The 20,599-nt window shown below is 63.7% G+C and carries 17 protein-coding genes; 5 read left to right on the forward strand and 12 right to left on the reverse strand.

Annotated features, from left to right (window positions below):
• Positions 1–13: 13 nt before the first annotated feature.
• The 6 genes from ACRYLT_RS16500 to ACRYLT_RS16525 all read right to left on the reverse strand — a co-directional run bounded on the left by ACRYLT_RS16500 (position 14) and on the right by ACRYLT_RS16525 (position 6,754).
• Complete coding sequence (locus tag ACRYLT_RS16500; protein WP_482665169.1) at positions 14–1,555, reverse strand: carboxylesterase/lipase family protein; 1,542 nt, start codon at positions 1,553–1,555, stop codon at positions 14–16.
• Positions 1,552–2,562, reverse strand: a complete 1,011-nt coding sequence (locus tag ACRYLT_RS16505) for a PfkB family carbohydrate kinase (RefSeq protein WP_482665170.1) — start codon at positions 2,560–2,562, stop codon at positions 1,552–1,554. The genes ACRYLT_RS16500 and ACRYLT_RS16505 overlap by 4 nt, the downstream gene beginning before the upstream one ends.
• A gap of 3 nt (positions 2,563–2,565) precedes the next feature.
• Positions 2,566–3,321, reverse strand: coding sequence for a 2-dehydro-3-deoxy-D-gluconate 5-dehydrogenase KduD (kduD, locus tag ACRYLT_RS16510; protein ID WP_482665171.1), 756 nt, complete (start codon positions 3,319–3,321; stop codon positions 2,566–2,568).
• A complete protein-coding gene (gene kduI, locus ACRYLT_RS16515; protein WP_482665172.1) occupies positions 3,318–4,157 on the reverse strand; it encodes a 5-dehydro-4-deoxy-D-glucuronate isomerase in 840 nt (279 codons plus the stop codon). Before kduI ends, kduD begins: the two co-directional genes overlap by 4 nt.
• A 17-nt stretch (positions 4,158–4,174) precedes the next feature.
• On the reverse strand, positions 4,175–5,611 hold the full coding sequence (gene uxaC, locus ACRYLT_RS16520) for a glucuronate isomerase (protein ID WP_482665173.1): 1,437 nt from the start codon (positions 5,609–5,611) through the stop codon (positions 4,175–4,177).
• A 90-nt stretch (positions 5,612–5,701) separates the two neighbouring features.
• The gene (locus ACRYLT_RS16525; RefSeq protein WP_482665174.1) at positions 5,702–6,754 is read right to left on the reverse strand and encodes a LacI family DNA-binding transcriptional regulator; all 1,053 of its coding nucleotides are present in this window, start codon (positions 6,752–6,754) and stop codon (positions 5,702–5,704) included.
• 114 nt (positions 6,755–6,868) lie between these two features.
• Here ACRYLT_RS16525 and ACRYLT_RS16530 point away from each other — a divergent pair, with 114 nt between their 5' ends.
• The 4 genes from ACRYLT_RS16530 to ACRYLT_RS16545 all read left to right on the forward strand — a co-directional run bounded on the left by ACRYLT_RS16530 (position 6,869) and on the right by ACRYLT_RS16545 (position 11,308).
• Positions 6,869–8,374 (forward strand): UxaA family hydrolase, encoded by a 1,506-nt coding sequence (locus ACRYLT_RS16530; protein ID WP_482665175.1) that lies wholly within the window; start codon positions 6,869–6,871, stop codon positions 8,372–8,374.
• Positions 8,371–9,807: a mannitol dehydrogenase family protein gene (locus ACRYLT_RS16535; protein ID WP_482665176.1), complete on the forward strand. Its 1,437-nt coding sequence runs from the start codon at positions 8,371–8,373 to the stop codon at positions 9,805–9,807. Before ACRYLT_RS16530 ends, ACRYLT_RS16535 begins: the two co-directional genes overlap by 4 nt.
• Complete coding sequence (gene eda / locus ACRYLT_RS16540) at positions 9,794–10,414, forward strand: bifunctional 4-hydroxy-2-oxoglutarate aldolase/2-dehydro-3-deoxy-phosphogluconate aldolase (protein WP_482665177.1); 621 nt, start codon at positions 9,794–9,796, stop codon at positions 10,412–10,414. The genes ACRYLT_RS16535 and eda overlap by 14 nt, the downstream gene beginning before the upstream one ends.
• An 87-nt stretch (positions 10,415–10,501) precedes the next feature.
• Positions 10,502–11,308: a 2-keto-4-pentenoate hydratase gene (locus ACRYLT_RS16545; protein ID WP_482665178.1), complete on the forward strand. Its 807-nt coding sequence runs from the start codon at positions 10,502–10,504 to the stop codon at positions 11,306–11,308.
• 9 nt (positions 11,309–11,317) lie between these two features.
• Here ACRYLT_RS16545 and ACRYLT_RS16550 read toward each other — a convergent pair whose 3' ends face one another.
• The 4 genes from ACRYLT_RS16550 to ACRYLT_RS16565 are packed head-to-tail and all read right to left on the reverse strand — an operon-like array spanning position 11,318 to position 14,609.
• Positions 11,318–11,839 carry a PepSY-like domain-containing protein gene (locus tag ACRYLT_RS16550; RefSeq protein WP_482665179.1) on the reverse strand — a complete coding sequence of 174 codons (522 nt, stop codon included), beginning with the start codon at positions 11,837–11,839 and terminating at the stop codon, positions 11,318–11,320.
• Between the two features lie 4 nt (positions 11,840–11,843).
• Complete coding sequence (locus ACRYLT_RS16555; protein ID WP_482665180.1) at positions 11,844–13,124, reverse strand: TRAP transporter large permease; 1,281 nt, start codon at positions 13,122–13,124, stop codon at positions 11,844–11,846.
• A complete protein-coding gene (locus ACRYLT_RS16560; RefSeq protein ID WP_482665181.1) occupies positions 13,115–13,624 on the reverse strand; it encodes a TRAP transporter small permease in 510 nt (169 codons plus the stop codon). The genes ACRYLT_RS16555 and ACRYLT_RS16560 overlap by 10 nt, the downstream gene beginning before the upstream one ends.
• On the reverse strand, positions 13,617–14,609 hold the full coding sequence (locus ACRYLT_RS16565) for a TRAP transporter substrate-binding protein (RefSeq protein ID WP_482665182.1): 993 nt from the start codon (positions 14,607–14,609) through the stop codon (positions 13,617–13,619). Before ACRYLT_RS16565 ends, ACRYLT_RS16560 begins: the two co-directional genes overlap by 8 nt.
• Positions 14,610–14,889: 280 nt before the next feature.
• On the opposite strand from ACRYLT_RS16565, the gene ACRYLT_RS16570 reads away from it, so the two are divergent.
• Positions 14,890–16,086, forward strand: a complete 1,197-nt coding sequence (locus ACRYLT_RS16570) for a serine hydrolase domain-containing protein (protein WP_482665183.1) — start codon at positions 14,890–14,892, stop codon at positions 16,084–16,086.
• Here the strand turns inward: ACRYLT_RS16570 and lysA are convergent.
• On the reverse strand, positions 16,083–17,363 hold the full coding sequence (lysA, locus tag ACRYLT_RS16575) for a diaminopimelate decarboxylase (RefSeq protein WP_482665184.1): 1,281 nt from the start codon (positions 17,361–17,363) through the stop codon (positions 16,083–16,085). The two genes, ACRYLT_RS16570 and lysA, sit on opposite strands and share 4 nt — an antisense overlap.
• A gap of 93 nt (positions 17,364–17,456) precedes the next feature.
• Positions 17,457–20,540, reverse strand: a complete 3,084-nt coding sequence (locus ACRYLT_RS16580; protein WP_482665185.1) for a TonB-dependent receptor plug domain-containing protein — start codon at positions 20,538–20,540, stop codon at positions 17,457–17,459.
• Positions 20,541–20,599 lie beyond the last annotated feature (59 nt).

Here is a 20,599-nt window from a genome sequence, read left to right on the forward strand (position 1 = left end):
TCTGGCCGGCCGGCTAGGTACCCGGCTGGACGTAGGGGACGCGGGCGAAAATTTCGCGCTGTTCCCGACGGGGATCGCTCTCCACTCGCGACCGTCGATCGAAGATCATCGTCTGACGCTCGGGCAAGGTGTGAACCGGCCATGTCGGGAGGTCGGAATGGTTGGGATCCCCGTGCTCTGCGAAGGCGATGAACGCCTTCATCATCGCCGAACTCACCGCTCGAGCCGAGGCATCGGTCCCCGTGATGGAGCCGGCGGCATCGAGGGTGCCGAAGACGAGCGGAATATCCATCGTATGCGGCGCACCTCGCCAGGGGTCGACCGGCGAAGGATAGTCCAGCTGGTAGACCCAAGTGGGCGCTCCGGCCTTGGCCCGGGCGTCGGCTTCTTCGACCTGGCCTCGCCAGCTGCGCCCCGCCGTCGTCGCAGCGAAGAAGATCTGTTCGGCGGAATAGTCCGGGAACAGGCGCCGATATTCCGACACCACCCATTCGGGATGAATGTCGACTCGAAGCTCCGGGCCAAGCCGCTCGGCCAGATTGTCCCAGCTCAAGCCGCGGATCTTCGGATGATCCGGTCCGAAGAAGCTGCGAGTCTCGTCCCGGGTGTTGCCGAGGATCATCGGAATGGCGTTCGACTGGGGGTTCGCGTCCGGCCAGAAAGGGTGCCGGACCAGCCATTTCATGTCGAGCACCGGGCCTAAATAGACGCTTCCGCCCAGGACCGGATCGACCGCGTCGAGCCCTTCGACCAGTCTCTCCGTCGGCGCCGAGAGGAGATCGTCGATCGAGCTGGCACGTAGTCGTTCCATATAGGCGCGGGCGCGGGCCGTAGCGTTGAGCGGACCCGATGCGGTAACCTGCTGGCCGCTCATCGTCGCCGCTCGCTGGAACAGGCCGGCGGCGGCGGGCATTCCCATCATGGTGGCGATCTTGGCGCCGCCGCCGGATTGGCCAAACACCATCAATTTCTCGGGATCGCCGCCGAACGCCGCTATATTGTCCCGGATCCACCTCATCGCGAGCACGAGATCGAGCTGGCCGGCATTGCCGCTGTCGGGAAAACGTGGATCAAGCCGGGCCAAATAAAGGTAGCCGAACAGGTTGAGGCGGTGGTTGACCGTGACGACGACCACGTCCCCGGCCTGAGCCAGGAAGCGGCCATCGTTGAGCGGATCGACAACGCTCCCGGACGAATAAGCGCCGCCATGAATATAGACCATCACCGGCCGCCGCCGTCCCCGTGCTGCCTCGGGAGTCCAGACGTTGAGGTAAAGACAGTCCTCGCTCGTCGGAGTGTAACGGTCCCCCCGCTGGGGCGACGAGGGGCCGAAGCGAACCGCCTCTATAGTCTCACGCGAAACCGGAGGCGCAAGCGGTGCCTGGAACCGTCGCGCCACGCCGTAGCGAATCCCGCGAAAGACGTTGAGCCCTCCCTCGCGCGAGCCGCGTACCCTGCCCAGAGTGGTTTCGACCAGAGGTTGCGGCCGTGCAGCAAGGGCAGGGGAAGAGAGCAGTGCGGCAGTGCCGATCAAAAAGGTGCGCCGGTCGATCATCGGCGAACGTCCAGCTCTCCGGCTAGGAACGATTCCACGTCCCGAGTCGTGAACAGGCTCGAATCCCCCGGAAGGCTATGCTTCAGGGCGGTCACGGCAAGCCCGGCCCTTGCACTCCAGTCGAGATCGCGACCGGAAAGAATGCCGTGAAGCACTCCGACGGCAAAGGCATCGCCGCCGCCGATCCGGTCGACGATTCCTGCAACGGTCACTTCCTCGGTCTGAGCAGAGCCGTCGCGCGAATCGATGCGAGCGGCGATCCGATGCGTGTCCGCATCTTCGACATGGCGGGCGGTCGACGCGATCAGGCGCAGTTTCGGAAAGGCGGCAAAGGCGGCATCCGCAGCTTCGCGGCGGCGCGCTTCACCATCGCCGCCAAAGGCTTTGCCAAGCAGTAACGAGACGTCCCGATGATTGCCGAACAGGATTTCAGCATGCTGGACGAGACGGTTGAGAATGTCGCCCGGATTGCTGTCCCACCTTTGCCAGAGCTGCGCGCGATAGTTGCCATCGAAGGAGATCGGAATCGCCCTTGCCGCTGCGGCGTGGGCGGCGGCGAGGGCCAGCTCGGCCGAGCGCGGTCCGAGTGCGGGCGTAATCCCGGACATGTGAAACAGCCCGGCGCCGTCGAGCAGCCGATCCCAGTCGAAATCATCCGGCCCCGCCGATGCGAAGCTGCTTCCCTCGCGGTCGTACACGATCTCGGAGGACCGCAATCCGGCGCCCGGGGACAGGAAATAAAGTCCCATCCGGCCCTCGGTGAGGCCGACTCCGCTCGAATCCACACCATTTCGGCGGAGGAAGCCAATCGCCGCCCTTCCGAGCGCGTTGTCTGGGACACGGCTGACCATGCTGGCGGCATGGCCAAGGCAGGACAGGCCCACCGCAACATTGGCTTCCGCGCCACCGACATGGACATCGAGCCGGCCCGTCTGGAGCAGGAGTTCACGCCCCGGCGCGGTAAGCCGCAGCAGCAGCTCCCCGAAGCAGACGATCCGTCCGGTCATCGGCTAGCGCGCGAGCCAGCCGCCGTCGACGGCCAGGACGTGGCCGTTGACATAGTCGGAGGCCGTTGAAGCAAGGAAGACGGCGGCTCCACCAAGGTCGGACGGATCGCCCCAGCGGCCGGCGGGAATGCGTTCCAGGATCTGGCGATTCCGGGTTTCGTCCGACTGCAGAGCGGCGGTGTTGTTCGTGGCGATATAGCCTGGAGCAATCGCATTCACGTTGAGTCCCTTGGCCGCCCATTCATTGGCGAGCAGCCGGGTCAGGCCGGCGACGCCGGACTTGGACGCAGTGTAGCTGGGGACCCGAATTCCACCCTGAAAGCTGAGCATCGAAGCGATGTTGATGATCTTGCCCCTGCCCCGGCCGATCATGTGGCGGGCCGCCGCCTGACAGAGGAAAAACACGGACTTCAGGTTGGTGTCGATTACCGCGTCCCAATCCTCTTCGGTGAAATCCACGGCGTCGGCGCGGCGGATGATGCCCGCATTGTTGACCAATATGTCGAGCCCGCCGAGCTCAGCGAGGGCTTTGTCGACGATTTTGTTCACCGGCGCGATGGTTGAAAGGTCCGCGCCGATGACCACGGCCTTTCGTCCGAGTGCCTGAACCTTCTGGGCCGTCTCCTCGGCGGGAGTCCGGCCAGCGAGGGCCAGATCCGCGCCGGCTTCGGCGAGCGCTACCGCGATACCCTGGCCGATGCCGGTATTCGCGCCGGTGACGACCGCCACCTTTCCCGAAAGATCGAACATCGAAGTCACTGCAGCTGGCAGATGTCGAGGACGTTCATGTCGGTATAGTCCTGATTCTCGCCGGCCATGGCCCAGATGAAGGCGTAGGACTTGGTGCCCGCCCCCATGTGAACGGACCAGACCGGACTGATAACCGCTTCTTCGTTGGCGATGGTGATCTGGCGAAGCTGATCGCCCTGCCCCATGAAATGGAACACTCTGTCAGTCTCGCCGTCGAGCCCGAAATAGAAATAGATCTCGCTCCGCCGCTCATGGATGTGCGGAGGCATCGTGTTCCAGACCGAGCCCGGCTTGAGCACCGTCAGCCCCATCACCAGCTGCGCGCTGTCGCACACGCCGGGGATGACGAGCTGGTAGATGGTTCGCTCGTTCGATTCCTCGAGGCTGCCACGCTCGAGCGCATTGGCTTCGGCAATGGACAGCTTACGGGTCTGAAACGCCTTATGGGCAGGACAGGAAGCCAGATAGAAGCGGGCGCCCTGGCCGGAGAACTGAACTTCCCTGGCCCCCATCGTCACGTAAAGGCAGTCCATTCGGCCAAGCTCGAAGGCTTCCCCGTCCACCGTGACGGTGCCGGTCGCCTCGCCGACGTTCACGACCGCCAATTCGCGGCGCTCGAGAAACGGCTTGCCGGCGGCGGACGGCGGCTCGGTCTGGTCGGGCAATCGGACCGAGTTGCCGCCAACGACCACGCCGCCGATCACGAAGCGGTCGGCATGGGTGTAGTTGAGCACGCACTCGCCGTCCCGGAACAGGCCCTGGATCAGGTAGCGGTCGCGAAGCTCCTCGTTGGAGACGCACTCCATCATGTCCGGGTGAGTGGCGTAATATGTGCGTTCGAACATCATCTTCTCCGTTGGGTTCAAGCCGCTTGCAGTTGCGGTTCATCGAGCCGGTAAGCTCGTTTCACGAGGCCGTAGGTCAGTTCGTGAGCGAGCTCATGGGCCTCGTCCACGTCGAGCCGATGTTCGGCGACGAGACGGGCGAGAAAGGCGCAGTCCGAACGACGGGCAACATCATGACGAGCCGGGATCGACAGAAAGGCGCGCGTGTCGTCGTTGAAACCCACCGTGTTGTAGAAGCCGGCCGTTTCCGTCGTCATTTCCCGGAACCGCCGCATGCCTTCCGGCGAATCGTGGAACCACCAGGCCGGACCGAGCTTCAGGCAGGGATAGTGACCGGCCAGCGGCGCCAGCTCGCGCGCATAGGCGCTTTCGTCGAGCGTGAAGAGAATGATGGTCAGCCGAGCTTCGTTGCCGAAGCGGTCGAGAAGCGGCTTGAGCGCCCGAACATAATCGGTTCGGGTCGGGATGTCGGCGCCCTTGTCGCGACCATAGGAACCGTGCAGCCAGCGATTGTGATTGCGGAATGAACCCGGATGGATCTGCATGACCATTCCATCTTCCAGGCTCATCGCCGCCATCTCGGTCAGCATCTGGGCGCGGAACAGCTCCGCATCCTCCGGGCTCCAGCGGCCGCCGACAATTCGGGAGAAAAGAGCCTCCTTCTCCCCAGCGCCGAGGTCCGCCGTGGCCGCCGTCGGATGGCCATGGTCCGTGGCCGTCGCTCCGGCGGAGCGGAACTGGGCGCGGCGCTTGCGATGGGCCGCAAGATAACCGCTCCAGCTTTCGACATCCTCGCCGGTGAGCTCCCCGAAACGGACGAGCGCTTCACGGAAGTCCTCATGCTCCGGATCGACGACCGCATCGGGCCGATAGGTGGTCACCACCCGGCCCCGCCATCCCGACTGACGGATGGCGGCGTGATGGCCGAGATCCTCGTGCGGCCCTTCGGTGGTGGCAAGAAGTTCGATCCTGAACCGCTCGAACAAGGCGCGTGGGCGGAAACTAGCGGTCGCCAGGGCTTCGGTGATCCGGTCGAAGTAGAAATCGGCGGTCGCGGGTTCGAGAACGAGATCGATGCCGAACACCTCGGAAAAGACATGGTCGAGCCAGATCCGTGACGGAGTTCCCCGGAAGAGGTGATAATGAGCGGCGAATAGCCGCCACGCCTCCTTCGGATCGGCGGCCGACCGACCGGAACGGCTGCTCACTCCGAGCCGCTCCAGCGACACCCCCTGGCTGTAGAGCATCCGGTAAAGATAGTGGTCGGGCGCAAGCAGCAACTCGGTGGGGTTGGTCCAGGGTGCATTGGAGGCGAACCAGGCCGGGTCGGTATGGCCATGGGGACTGATGATCGGCAGGTCCCTCACTCGCGCATAGAGCTCGCGAGCGACCGCCCGGATCGAGGGCTCGGCGGGAAACAGCCGGTCGGGATGGAGCTGAAGCGGCCTCGGCATCGTCTTCCTGAACTTGTTGCTCGGCGAGTCTGCGCCGCCTTCTCCTCATGGTAACCGGTGTCAGACGCATGGACAAGGCCCCGGCTGCCTTCAGGACGGAGGTGGACCGACCGAACCGCGTTTCACCAGCAGCGATGGAAGCATCGAAGGCTGCTCCCCCGCCGTCCTGCCCTCGACGACATCGCCGACCAGCTTTCGAGCGGCCGAGCGCGCCATGGAGACGATCGGCCAGCGGACGGTGGTCAGTGGCGGCCAGATATGGGCAGCGATCGGCGTATCGTCGAAGCCAATGACGGAGAGTTCGTCAGGAACCGAGATTCCCCTCTCCCTCGCCGCGTAGACGACTCCGGCGGCCATCTCGTCATTGCTCGCAAAAATGGCGGTCGGCCTCGGGGAAAGGTCGAGAAGGCGATTCGCCGCCGTCACTCCGGTTTCGAAAGTGTAGTTGCCGGCAGCGATCAGGCTTCGCGGCAAAGTGATACCGGCCGCCTGAAGCGCATCCTCGAAGCCGAGGCGCCGCTCCCGCGCGGAGCGGAAGCCGTCGGGCCCCTCGATAAGGCCAATCAGGCTATGCCCCTGCTGGACGAGGAAGGCCGTCGCCTCGCGCACTGCCTCGCGGTCATTTGACGCCACCATATGGTCGGCATCGTCGAGCTGGACCGATCCCATCCGCACGTAGCGGCAGCCCAACTCCTCGCAGAGTGCCGCCAGTGAATCGTTCTCCGAGACGGGTGGAAGGAGCACCACGCCGAAAAGGCGCTGCCGCTCGAGAAAGTCGCGAACATCGTCGAGCAGCATGGAGGAGTTGCGATCGACCGGGCGGACGACCATTTCGAATTCTGTACCGTGCAGCGCTTCAAGGATGCCCTGCTGGACGTTCAGCACCATCTGTGCGTTCGGATTATCGTGAATGAGCCCGATAAGAAAGTTGCGGCGAAGGGCCAGGGCGCGGGCCTGCGGATTGGGAACGTAACCCAGTTGGCGGATTACCTGCTCGACTCGCCGGCGCGTATCGTCGTTCAGAAGAGGCGAGCGGTTGATTACTCGGCTCACCGTCTTCTTGGATACACCCGCCAATCTCGCGACATCGTTGATTGTCGGCTTGGACGTGCGCGTCGCCGCTGCTTGCTCCCGGTCCGCCAATTCCTCTCCCCTTGTTTAGCGGGATTAGCCCGCTTCGCTTCCACCCGCCAGTGAAAGCACCGTTCCGCCCTTGCCTGCCTGCCGAACTGCATCTATTTTGACACCGGTTACCATATGTCTCAAGCAGCAACCTTGGCGCAGGCGATCGAACTTTCCGCACTGCTCCGACTCCACCCATCGGACGATGTGGCGGTGGCGATCCGACCCGTGGAACAAGGCGAGGTTTCGCCACTGGCAACGACGGTCGAATCCATTCCGCAGGGCCACAAGGTCGCGATCAGGGATTTGGAGGAAGGCGCCGTCGTCCACAAGTTCGGATGGCCGATCGGACGTTTGCGGGCAGCGACGAGGGCCGGCGCGCACATCCACACGCACAACCTCGAAACACTACTGATCGGAGTCGAGGGCTATGCCTATCAGGTGAGCCGTGGCGCGCCTCTGCCCCTGGACACGCAGACAAGGTTTTCAGGCTATCGCCGGGCCGACGGACGGGTTGGAACCCGCAACGAGATCTGGGTCCTTCCGACCGTCGGCTGCGTCGCTCGAACGGCGGAAAAGATCGCCGCCATTGCTCATGCGCGCCACTCGAAGTTCGTCGACGGAGTCCACGCCTTCGCTCATCCTCACGGCTGCTCGCAACTCGGGGACGATCTTGCAGGAACCCGCTCGATTCTCGCCGCCTTGGCCTGTCATCCCAATGCGGGCGGCGTTCTCCTTGTGGGACTGGGCTGCGAATCGAACCAGCTCAATCGACTGATGGAACAGATCCCGGAGCCGCTCCGCGGGCGAGTTCGAACCTTGGGAGCTCAGGGCGTCGAGGATGAAGTCGAGGCCGGGCTGGCCCATGTCGATGCACTGGTGGCGACGGCGTCGCTCGCCAGCCGAACCGAGGTCGGTCTCGATTCGCTGGTGATTGGGCTCAAGTGCGGCGGCTCCGACGGCTTCTCCGGACTGACGGCCAATCCTCTGATCGGCCGGATCACCGACCGGGTCGTCGGATCCGGCGGAAGCGCCATCCTGACCGAAATACCGGAAGTGTTCGGCGCCGAGCGGCTGCTGATGGCCCGTGCCCGGGACCGGCACGTGTTCGATGGGCTGGTCGGAGTGGTCAATGACTTCAAGAGATACTTCCTCGGCAACGGCCAGCCGGTTTCGGAGAATCCCTCGCCCGGAAATATCGAGGGCGGAATCACGACATTGGAGGAGAAGTCGCTCGGGGCCGTTCAGAAAGCGGGCCAGGCCCCTGTCGCGGACGTGATCCGATATGGCGAGCGGATCGGTCGCAGGGGTCTCACAGTCCTGGAAGCTCCGGGCAATGACGCCATTTCCTCCACGGCACTTGCCGCTGCCGGTGCGAATGTGATTCTTTTCACTACCGGCCGAGGAACACCGCTCGGTTTTCCGGTGCCGACTCTGAAGATTGCCTCCAACAGCGCTCTGGCGACGAAGAAGCGCAACTGGATCGATTTCGACGCAGGCGAAGTGCTGACCCGAGGTTTCGAGGCGGCGACGGAGAATTTGATCCGGACGATCGCCGCGATCGCGTCGGGCGAAGCCACCGCGGCCGAACGCAATGGCGAGCGCGAAATCGCTATCTGGAAGCGCGGCGTCACTCTGTGAAAAGGCTGACGCAGGCGACGGTCGAGGCGGTTCCGGAGCATGTCGCACGTCCGAAATATGATCGGCAGGCAATCGGAACGGGAATCGTTCATTTCGGACCGGGCGCATTCCACCGTGCGCACCAGTCGGACTATGTCGATCGTCTGCTCGAAGACGATCCACGTTGGGGGATCGCTGCCGTCTCGCTGCGTTCCGGCACTACCGTCGAGGCTCTTCGGCGGCAGGACGGTCTCTACACGCTGGCGATCCTCGACGAGCGTCCAGGCCTGCGAATCTTGGGTGCCCACCGCAGGTTCGTCGGTCCGGGTGGTACTTGCGAGGTTCGCTCGCTCCTTGCGGACCCGGCCGTAAGAATCGTCTCCTCCACCGTCACCGAGAAAGGCTATTGCCTCGCCCCGGATGGCGGGCTCGATCTAAGTCATCCCGACATCGTCCGCGATCTGGCCCACCCGGACGATCCGGTCAGCCTCGTCGGTTGGCTCGCGCTCGGCCTGCGCCTTCGCCGGACATCGGGATCGGCGCCGTTCGTACCGCTCTGCTGCGACAACATGGTCGCCAACGGCAAGAAGTTGCGTGGGGCCGTACTCAGCTTTACCGAACGAATGGATCGGGAACTGGCTCGCTGGATCGCCGAGGAAGTACGGTTTCCGGACACGATGGTGGATTCGATCACACCGGCCACCGGCGACGCCCTCCGCTCCAGGGTCAGTGGCGAAATAGGCCTCGAGGACGTCGCTCCGGTCGCTCGGGAGGCCTATACCGCCTGGATCATCGAGGACGTTCTGCCGGTGGACGGACCCGATCTCCGATCGGTTGGAGCGGTACTGACGAGCGACGTCGCCGGATTCGAACTGGCCAAGCTTCGAATCCTGAACGGCGCCCATAGCAGCCTCGCTTATCTGGGCCTTCTGGCCGGGCACCAGACCGTGGCGGACGCCATGGCGGATCAGAGGCTCGCCGAAATCGTGAAGTCGATGGTGATCGAAGACGTCATTCCGACGCTCCGTGGCCGGGCCAGCATGAATCTCGGTTCCTATGCGGCCGAAATCTTCGCGCGATTCCGCAACCCGGCGATCGGCCACAAGCTCTCTCAGATTGCCTGGGACGGGTCACAGAAGCTGCCCTACCGACTGCTCGACACGATCCGCGACGCCCGAGCCGCCGGCCAACGGATTGACCGCCTGGTCCTACCCCTCGCCGCGTGGATGCGCTTCGTGCAGCGCCAGGCGCTGGCAGGTGCCGCGATCGTCGATCCCCTGGCGGACCGGCTCGCGCAGGTTGCCGGCGGAGCCCGTGACCTGCACGAACTGGCCGTTCGACTGTTAGCCTTGGAAGCGATATTTCCGCCGGACCTTGCCGGCGACGACGCTTTCCGAAACGCCCTCTTCTCTGCCATGGCCCAGCTTCCGGAGCCCAACCATGCCCGACATTGACGACATCATGAGTGCCGCACCGGTGATCCCCGTGCTGGTGATCGACCGGATCGAGGACGCGGTTCCGATCGCCCAAGCGCTCGTCGCGGGCGGCCTTCCGATTCTCGAGGTCACTCTTCGAACGCCCGTCGCGCTCGAAGTCATTCGCGAAATGAAGAAGGTCGATGGGGCGATCGTCGGCGCCGGGACCGTCCTCAATCCCCAACAGCTTGACGATGCGTTGGCCGCCGGCGCCCAGTTCGTCGTCAGCCCCGGATTGACCGAACGGCTCGGCCGAGCCGCTCGCTCCGCGGCCACGCCCTTTCTGCCTGGCGTCAGCGGCGCCGCCGAAATCATGCAGGCGCTCGATCTCGGCTTCTCGCGCCTGAAATTCTTCCCGGCCAGCGCTTCGGGAGGAATCCCGGCGCTGAAAGCGCTCAGTGCGGTTTTCGGCGAAGTGCGTTTCTGCCCGACCGGCGGCATCTCCGCCGAGGACGCCGGCCAATGGCTGGCGCTGGAATCGGTCCGCTGCGTCGGCGGCAGCTGGATCGCTCCACCAGGCAGTAGCGCCGACCTGAGCTCGGTAACGGCTCGCGCACAGCAGGCGGCACGGCTCGGATCAGCATAAGGTGACAACCGCCAGCCCGCCTCGGCCATTGCTTATGACACCGGTTTCCACTAGCCTTCCGAAAACAGCGATCGCGAGGGGATGTTCGTGAATCTGCGTACCCAGGAAACGGCGGCCATCGCCCAGCGCTTTCTGTCCGCGAGGAGACAGGCAGCGGGATTGTCCGATTATCCGGGCGAGATGCCCACTGCGCTCGAGGAGGCTTATGCCATCCAGGATCGAGCCATAGTCGCCTGGGGCAAGCCGGTGGTCGGCTGGAAGGTTGGCCGGATCAATCCGCCTTATAGTCAGCGCTTCGAGACCGACCGACTCGCCGGGCCCATCTTTCTTCAGGAGATTGCCGACGGATCCGGTCGCGGTCCCGACATGCCGGTGTTCGCTGCAGGCTTCGCTGCCGGCGAGGCCGAGTTCCTGCTGCGCATCGGCAGGAATCCTCCGCCGGGAAAGATGGAATTCTCGCTCGAAGAAGCCGCCGATCTCATCGATACGGTCCATGTCGGGATCGAGATTGCCAGCTCGCCCCTCGCTCCAATCAATCAGCTGGGGCCGATCGCCGTCGTCTCGGATTTCGGCAACAATAATGGCATTCTCGTCGGTCGAGAGATTGCGGATTGGCGCGAGAGCGGGTTCGAAAACTGGCTTGTCACCACGACCATCGACGGCGTCGAAGTCGGCACCGGTCGAGCCTCGGCCTTTCCCGATGGAGCCATAGGCGCTGCCAGATTCCTGTTCGAGTTGATGGCGCGGCGCGGCATCGAGCTGAAGCCCGGGCAATGGATATCGTCGGGTGCCGTGACCGGCGTGCACGATGCCGCAGCCGGCCAGACCGTCGAAGCCAGGTTCGACGACTCGTACCGGGTCAGCTGCGCGCTACGCGCCGCTGCTCCGGAGTGACGACGGGCGCTAGTGCGCCCATTCCCGAGTCAGTATCTCCGCTTCTCGGCCATTCCACTTGACCTCGAGCTTGCGTCCCTGCGGCTCCCCGTTGGCGGGCGAGTAGAGTTCGTAGATGACCAGACCGTCCTGCTGGACGCTCTCGATCACGCGAGTCGGCGCGATCGACGGGTCGCTTCCTTGCGCAGCCTGGCGAACCGGCGCAGGCACCGCCGAAAAAGCAATGTCGCGCTGGGTCTCGACAACCCTCCAACGTCCGCCTTCCTCCATGATGTCGAACTCGATCTCAGATCCGTCCGCGAGTCTCCCGCTGATGTCGAAATAGCGGCGGCCTTCGCGGGTTTCCGCCTCGGCTTCCTCCGGCACGAAGCCGGGCCGAGTCGTCTGCGCGGCCGTGAGCACTTCCTGCGGCACTTGGTCCAGCGGGACGTCGAGTTTCCCCGACGTTTCGACCTTGTTCGCAGGCGAGTCCGGCTCGCCACTGCAGGCGATGAGGGTGAGAAGCAGGGCAAAGGCGAAATTCGGCTTCATCGGTTCATCCAAAGTAGCGAGGCAGAGCGAGCGAAAGCTCGGGCACGTAGCTGACCAGCAACAAGGCGGCGAGAAGCGCTCCATAGAAGGGCCAGATCGTTCGAACGGTCCGCTCGACCGCGATCCCGCCAATGGCGGAGCCGACGAACAGCACCGAACCGACCGGGGGAGTCACCAGCCCGATCCCGAGATTGAGCATCATGATGATCCCAAAATGGACGGGATCGATACCGAGGGGCGCCAGGATCGGCAGGAAAATCGGAGTGGTGATGACGATCAGCGGCGCCATGTCCATGAAGGTGCCGAGCAACAAGAGAATGATGTTGACGATCAGGAGAATGAAGATCGGATTGTCGGTGAGGAAGCCGATCAGACCGGCGAGCTCGGCCGGCACTTCCAGGATGGCCAGAGCAAAGCCGAAGGCGGTGGCGGAGGCGATGATCAGCAGGACCATGGCCGCGGTCTTGACGGACTGGATCGCTGCCGCGGCAAATTCCGGCCAACCGAGGCTTCGATAGACGAAAATTCCGACAGCGATCGTGTAGATCACGGCAATGGCAGAAGACTCGGTCGGCGTGAATATTCCGCTGAGGATCCCGCCCATGATGATGACCGCGGTCAGCAATCCGGGCACGGCATAGACGGCGGCGCGGAGGAACGGCCGCCAGCCTGGGAAGGTGCCCTTCGAGTAGCCGCGCTTCACGGCGACAATCCAGGCCACAAACATCAGCAGCAGACCGGTCAGGATCCCGGGAACGATTCCGGCGAGAAAAAGGTCGCCGATCGAAACGCCGGTGCCCGACGCCGCCGCGTAGATGATCATGTTGTGCGATGGAGGGATAAGCAATCCAACGATCGCCGCCGTCGCCGTGACGTTCACGCAATAGTCCGTGTCGTACCCCTTTTCCTTCATCAGCGGGATAAGCGTCGACCCCATGGCTGAGGCACTGGCGATCGCGGACCCCGATACGGCGCCGAACAGCATCGAAGCTCCGACATTCACCTGTCCGAGGCCGCCCCGGGCGCGTCCGAACATCGCTTCGGCCACCTGGACCAGCCGCGTGGCGATTCCGGCTCGATACATGAGGTCACCGGCGAAGATGAAGAAGGGAATGGCCATCAAGTTGAAGACGCTGATTCCTGCAGCCATCCGCTGAAACACGACCACGAGCGGGAGATCGAGCACCGCGAACGTCGCCAGCGAAGCTCCCAGCAGCGCGAAAGCCACCGGTACGCCAAGCGCAAGAAGCACCAGCAGAGTGACGAGAAGGACGGCTAACTCCACCGGCTGGTCTCCTTGTCGGCGCTTTCTTCGCCCGCGGCGTCCTCGAGGAGCAGCTCGACGACAAAAAGGACAATGAGGACTCCCGAGAGGGGCAGAGGCAGGTAGGCGACTCCTCTCGGCAAACCGAGCGTCGGGATGACGTGGCTCCAGGTGCGGACCACCAATTCTCCGCCCCAGACAGCAATGGCGAGGCCGCAAAGACCGACGATCAAATGGGCCACGAAACGCATCGCTCGACGACCGCGGATCGACAGCAGCGATTCCGCGGCGAGGATCCGGATGTGGAAACCCTCGCGGACGCCTGCGGCCGCGGCGAAGAAGACGTACCAGATCATCAGCACCAGCGCTGACTGCTCTGCCCAAGCAGGGCTGGAATTCAGCACGTATCGGCCGAAGACCTGCCAACCGACTATGGCTGTCATCAGCACCAGCCCGGCGGCTCCGGCCCGCAGCAAGAGATCGCTCGCGGCGGAGTTGATCCGTTTCAGCCGTTCAAGCATCGCCGCTTCCCATGGCCAGGATGCTCCGAACGAGTTCGCTCTGCTGCGGCGAAGTGACGAACGATTCCCAGACCGGCTGCATCCGAACGCGAAAAGACTGTCGATCCACTTCGTTCGCCTGAACCCCGGCAGCGAGTAGCGCGCGGCGCGCTTCGGCGACCCGGGCGTCCCACAAGCCACGCATGTAAGGAACGGAGTCGCGTGCGCTTTGCCGAACGATCGCCTGGTCTGCCTCGCTGAGTTCGTCCCAGCGCGTCTTCGACATGAGCAGGACTTCGGGCGCCATCACGTGATTGGTCAGGCTGTAAAAGGGAGCGACTTCGAAGTGCCGACCCGTCTGATAGGAGGGCCAGTTGTTTTCTGCGCCGTCCACCACGCCCTGCACCAGCCCCTGATAAACTTCGCCAAGGTCCATCGGAGTCGCGTCGGCTCCCAGCGATCGGATCATCGCGACGTAGAGGTCGGAGTTCTGGACCCGGATCTTCAGTCCGCGCATGTCTTCGGGCCGCCGGATCGGCCGGCGCACATTGTAGAAGGATCGGCCTCCCGAATCGTAGAAACACAGGCCGATCAGTCCATGCCTCTCGAGCGAAGACAGCACCCGCTGCCCCGGTTCTCCGTCGAGCGAGCGCCGCATATGCTCTTCCGTTTCGAACAGAAAAGGAAGTGACGGGATGATCGTCAGCGGCTCGATCGAGTTCAGAGGCGCCAGATTGACCCGGTTGAAATCCAGGCCTCCAAAGCTGGTGATTTCGAGCGTGTCGCGCTCGGCGCCCAGCTGGCCTCCGGGAAAGAGCTTCAGTCGAAGCCGCCCACCGGTGCGCTGCTCGACAAGGTCCCCAAAATATCGGAAAGCGCGAACAGTAGGATAGTCGGCCGGGTGAGTGTCCGTTCCGAACAAGGTCGAGCGCCGGCCATTGCCGCACCCGGCGATCGAAAGCGCCAGGCCGCCGGCCAGGACGCTCCGCCTGGTCCAGCCAGTCATTCCACCCGTCGTCCTGGTTGCGGAGTCGATTTCCGCGCCTTTCATCCGCGCACCCGTCCCTCTCGATGATCCGGTCTTGACGCCGGCTTGCAGGCGTTTGTGGCACACGATGACACCGGTATCAATCCCCTGGCGCCACCGCTTCAATTGACTCGGCCAAGGCCGATCTCGCTCTGACGGCACGCTCGTTTGCCTCGGGATTGCCAGTCATTGCGAAGACGACATTTCGGTTTGGCAGTAGGTTGTTCTCGCTGCTTGCGACAATGGCTATGATCCACATATGCGCATTGTACCGGCGGTCGCCTTCCTTTCCCTTTCGGCCTGTCAGCTGACCCCGTCGGATCATGCTCCACCGCCACCGAATGTCACTCATGCCTGGGTCACATTCGATTCCACACAGCTGAACGAGAGCGAAGCTGCGGGCTTGGCGGACCGACGGACGGGTCGTGCCGCCACCATTGAGGACCCGGTGCGGGTTGCCTCCATATCCAAGCTGATCGTCGCGCTAGGGGTGATGCGGCTGGTCGAGAAGGGCCGGATCGATCTCGATTCCGACGTTTCCGTTTGGCTTGGCTGGCAGCTTCGGAACCCGGCCTACCCCGAAGTGCCGATCACGTTGCGGATGCTGCTTTCCCATCGTTCGAGCCTTCGAGACGATGGCGACGCCTACGTCATCCCGCTCGGGAGGACGCTGCGTTCGGCAATTGCCGAGCCCAACGTCTTCGACCCGGACCACCGGCCGGGCGATTATTTCCGCTACGCCAACCTGAACTTCCCGGTCATCGCCTCGATACTCGAAAAAGCGACCGGGGAGCGGTTCGACCGGCTGATCCACTCCCTGGTCCTGGCACCGCTTGACCTCGACGCCTGCTTCAACTGGACGATGTGCAGCGACGAAAAGGCAAGTCGAGCGGTCACCCTCTACCGCCCGGACGGCACCGTCGCCGTCGACGGCCTCGGCGGAAGGCGCCCCGATTGTCCCGTGTTCCGAGAAACCGAGACCTGCGAGCTGGACCGATACGAGCTCGGAAGCAACGGTGCGCTCTTTTCTCCGCAGGGGGGGCTGCGCGCTTCGATGAGCGACCTGGCCGTAATCGGTCAGCTACTGCTCAACCGCGGCCGCCATCGGGGTCGGCCGTTCCTCAGCGGGGAAAGCATCCGGACGGTTCTGGAACCGATCTGGACGTTCGACGGGGTCAACGGCGACACGAGCGAGGGCTTCTACTGCGCCTATGGCCTGGGGGCTCAGTCGCTGCCCGTCACCACTCCCGGCTGCGAGGACGACCTGTTCGGAAGTGGGCGCCGAATGGCCGGCCATGCGGGAGACGCGTACAATCTCCGATCGGGCCTTTGGATTGACCCCGAGCGGAAGGTGGGAATTGCCTATTTCGCCGCCAACAATCCCGCCGAGCCGCCGCGTGGCCACTCCGCCTATCGCGCCATCGAGGAATGGCTCGCCTCCAGGATGGACGACTAGCGGCTTTCACCCCCGCGGCCGAGCCACTCGGGGACCTTCTCATCCGCAAGAAAGGCTTCCAAGCCCCTCCTCTCCCTGACAATCGCCCAGCGGCTGCCCTCGACCAGCACCTCCGGCGCGAGCGCCCTGGAATTGTACGTGTTGGCCATCGTCGCCCCATAGGCTCCGGCGGTTCGGATGATCATGAGATCGCCGGCTCCGACCTTGTCCAGCGTTCGGGCGACGGCGAACATGTCGCCGCTTTCGCAGACCGGTCCGACCACGTCGGCTTGCATCCGTTCGCCGGTCGGCGCCACCGCATCGATCCCGTGCCAGGCATCGTAGAGGCTTGGCCGGAGCAGGTCGTTCATCGCGGCGTCGACGATGACGAAAGGACATCTGGGGCCGGATTTCACCCGAATCACTTCAGTCAGGAGGATCCCGGCATTTCCGACGATCAGCCGTCCAGGCTCGAAGATAAGCCGAACGTTCCACCCTCGCGTAGCCCGCGCCACCATCGCGCCATAATCCTCGATCGTCGGCGGCGGCGGAGCGGATGGATCATATTGCACCCCCAGCCCACCGCCCAGGTCAGCCGTTTCGATCCTGTGTCCCTGCGACCGAAGCTGGGCGATCATCGCGCCCACCTTGTCGAACGCCGCCTCCAGCGGCTCGAGGCGAGTCAACTGGCTGCCGATATGGACGGCAAGGCCCTTCAGCTCAAGGCCCGGCAAGTCTCTGAGCCTACCACAGGCTGCCAGGGCCTCGTCGATCGGGATACCGAATTTGTTGTGCGCCGCGCCGGTCGAGATCTTGGCATGCGAACCCGCATCGACATCGGGATTGACCCGAAAGGCGACCGGCGCCTTCCGCCCGAGCGACATCGCCACCTGCGACAGCATTTCGGCTTCGGGGAGCGATTCCAGGTTGAATTGCGCAAGGCCGCCGTCGAGCGCGAGGCGCATTTCTTCGGCCGTCTTGCCGACGCCTGAAAAGACGATCTTGTCGGACGGGATCCCGGCCGCCTTTGCGCGGCTATATTCGCCGCCGGAAACCACGTCCGCGCCGAGTCCCTCGTCGGCAAGCGTCGCCAGAACCGCTGCATTGGGATTGGCCTTCACCGCATAAGCAATCAAAGGCTCGCCAAGGGCAGAAAGCGCCTCCCGTAGCGCCCGCGCCTGGCTGCGCATCGCGCTGCTCGAGTAGACATAGACAGGCGTGCCCACCTCGCGCGCGATCAGCGGCAGCGGCACGTCCTCGCAGTGCACGACTCCATCAACAAGTGGAAAAGGGTTCATTGGCGCTCCTTACGCGCCGCCGCTAAGGCAATCGGCGACGGCGCGAAAGTCAAAGCCGCGGCGCTGGGCCGCGGCTTTGGCTCGATCGCGTGGTCAGCGCACCCGCAAGCGCATGCCGACCCTGAACGACCTTCCGAGAAGGTCGCTATAGGTGCTGTTCGCCGCCAGACCAGTTTCCGGCAGCAGGAGCGGATTGGCGTTGAACAGGTTGGTCACATTGACAAAGAATTCGCCGTCGCCCCGGCCGAGCGCGTCGAACCGCGACGTTACGTTGAGATCGACGTAGAACGTACCCGACACCCGATTGCGCTCATAGGTTGGCGCATTCACGGTCGAAACTGGGCAATTCGTCTGGCACTCGATTCCGTTCGCAACATATTTGCCGGCGCTGACGCCGCGCCCGACCGCAGTGATGCTGAAAGCATCCGCGTCGTAGGTTGCGCTGACTCGGTAGATCCATTTTGGCGTGCTGAACTGTCCGCCATTGACGCCCACGGTGTTGAGCACCACCGTACCGGGGACGCCGCTGTTGAAGCGGTTCTCCAGATAGCGGGTCGCGAGGCCACGGACGGTGAAAGCGCCGTCTGCGCCGGCGATCAGTCGGTCGAGCGCCGTCCGATAAGACGCCTCGAAATCGACGCCTCGGACCTCCTGGGTCGCCGCGTTGAAGGGTTGAGTCCGGATGATCAAATAGGGCTGACCCGGGTTCTGGGTGCGCGAGGGATCGACACTGATCGCATCGCAGAACGCTGCTTGCCCCAGGAAGCAGAGATTGACGATCTGCTGAGCGGAGAAGCTGCTGATCCCGCTATTGATCTGGATATCGAAATAATCGACCGCGAGGTTGAAGCCCGGAAGAAAGGTCGGCGAGAACACCCCGCCAATATTCCACTGATCGGACTTTTCCGGCTCCAGGTTCGGATTGCCTGTCGCGAAACCGGAATAGCTGTAGCCAGCCTGCGGCTGCTCGCCGACGGGGACGAAGGGCGGACTGGTGCCAGTCACGAAGCCGGGATTGCTTACCGAATCGCTGTTCGCCGTGCCCGCCTGGAACAGATCGTTGAGGTTCGGGGCGCGGATGTCGCGTGAACGGGTCACCCGCAGGCGGAAGTCGTCGATTGGCTGCCAGGTTGCGCCCGCCTTCCATGTCGTGACGTAGCCTGCCGTCGAATAATCGGTCGCACGCACCGCGCCGTTGAACTCCAGGCCAAAACCGAGCGGGATCAACGTTTCGAAATAGGCTTCCTTGACGTCGTAGGATCCGAAGCTGGGCAGGTAATTGCCCACCGACCAGCGATTTCTGGCACCCGTGACTCTGCCCTGCGCATCGCGGATCGGCAGCGGCTGGAACTCTTCGGGAACGAAGCCGCTAATCTCTTCCTTGCGATATTCGGCCCCGACCGCGATGCTGACATCACCGGCCCAGGTCGCGAACGGCGTCGCCGAGACGTTGAAGCCGATTACAGTCTGTTCGAGCACCTGGTCGCGATAAGGATCGCCCAGCACGTAATCGATCGCCGCCGGATCGGCGACGCCGAGACCGAGACGGTTCAACGGCACGCAGGCTGGATCGTTGTTGCTCGGATCGGCATCGACATTGATCAGGCACTGAATCGATCCGACGGGATAGCCGCTGCCCGCCGGCGCAAAGGCTGCATCTCGCGCGGCGTTGATGCGAGCGATGTTCTGGATGTCGCGGAGCTGCTCACGCACCTCGGCTCGGCCATATTGCCCGTAAATGTCCCAGCGTGCGGTCCTTGCGAACGCTTCGAACTCGCCCTCCGCACCGATCAGGTAACGCTGCACTTCGCGCCTGTTGTCGATTCCTCGGAACGGCAGGTCGGCCGACGTAGTCGCAACGGTCACGCTGGTGATGCCCTGTAGCCGCTCTGCGCCAAGCGTGTTCAGCAGGAACGCATTGCAGGTAATCGGCACCGGCGTCTGGGTGCACCCGGTCGCATCAAGCCGGATGCCAGTCTGCAGGTTGGGCCCAGCGTTGAAGGCTATTTCCTGCCGGTTGTACGCGGCCTCCGCGAACAATTCGACGCCGTCGCTAACCTCGAAGCTGATGCGGCCGAACACGCCCTGACGGTCATCCTCCGGATCCAGGCCGATCCTGCGCCCCGAATCGTTGACCCGCCAGTCGCCGCCTCGGGTGCGCAGCGGCACGGCGCTGCCGGTGGGAGACGGGAAGGTCAAATCTCCCCAGACGAACTGGTTGATCGACCCGCCGCCACCGAAATAGATGCCGCGAAGCCGATTGGCGGCACCTCCGGTAGAGTTGGTGATGATGCTGCCAGGAGTGGAATTGGTCGGACCCGCGCCACGCACGAAGATGTATTGCGGGGCGCCTGAATTCGGGTTCGCGAGATAGGCCGGGTTCTCGAACCGCAGGAACCCGATCTGATTCCAGTCCCGGTCGACCTCGAAGATGCCGTCGCGATGGGCGATTTCGCCGCTCAGCAGGATGTGACCGCGCCCGCCGGCGAACGCCAGACCACCCGTTACATTGACCGAATAGTTGAACCCGTCGCCATATTGGGTGACTCCGGTATCACCCTCGATCTTCAGCCCCTCATATCGGTTGTTGAGAATGAAGTTGACGACGCCCGCCACGGCGTCCGAGCCATAGGCAGCCGAGGCGCCGCCAGTCACCACCTCGACGCGCGAGATCAGCCCTTGCGGAATGGTGTTGATGTCGACGACCCCGGTGATCGCCGATCCCACCGAGCGCCGGCCATTGACCAGCACCAGCGTACGAGTGCCGCTCGCGCCGGCGTCCAGGTTGCGCAGGTTGAGCGAGTTTATGCCGGCCTGCCCGCTCGAAATGTTGAGGCGCGAGTTGGAAGGACGTGTCGAGCCAGCAAGCGACGGCAGGGTGTTGACGAAATCGGCGATATTGTTCGTCGGTGAGCCGCTTTCGATTTCAGCCTCGGTCAGCACCGTGAGCGGAGTAGGGGCCTGGTAGCCGTCCCGGATGATTCGCGTGCCTGTCACGACGATGTTGTCATTGCTGTCGCCACTTTCAGCCGACCGCGGCTGAGCCGCGGACGAGTCGCTCGAGGTTTGCTCGTCCGATCGCGTCTGCGCCAAGGCGGCGGCGGGCAGAGTACACAGGAGCCCTGCAACCGCCGTCCCGGAAAAAAGCATTCTCTTGAGTGACTTGGAAGTAAACATTCGATCATCCCCCCTGTGGCGACAGCTTTTCGGCATTAAGTAACAAGATTGTCATGGCT

This window comes from Sphingosinicella sp. SM1-17 (assembly GCF_056821765.1).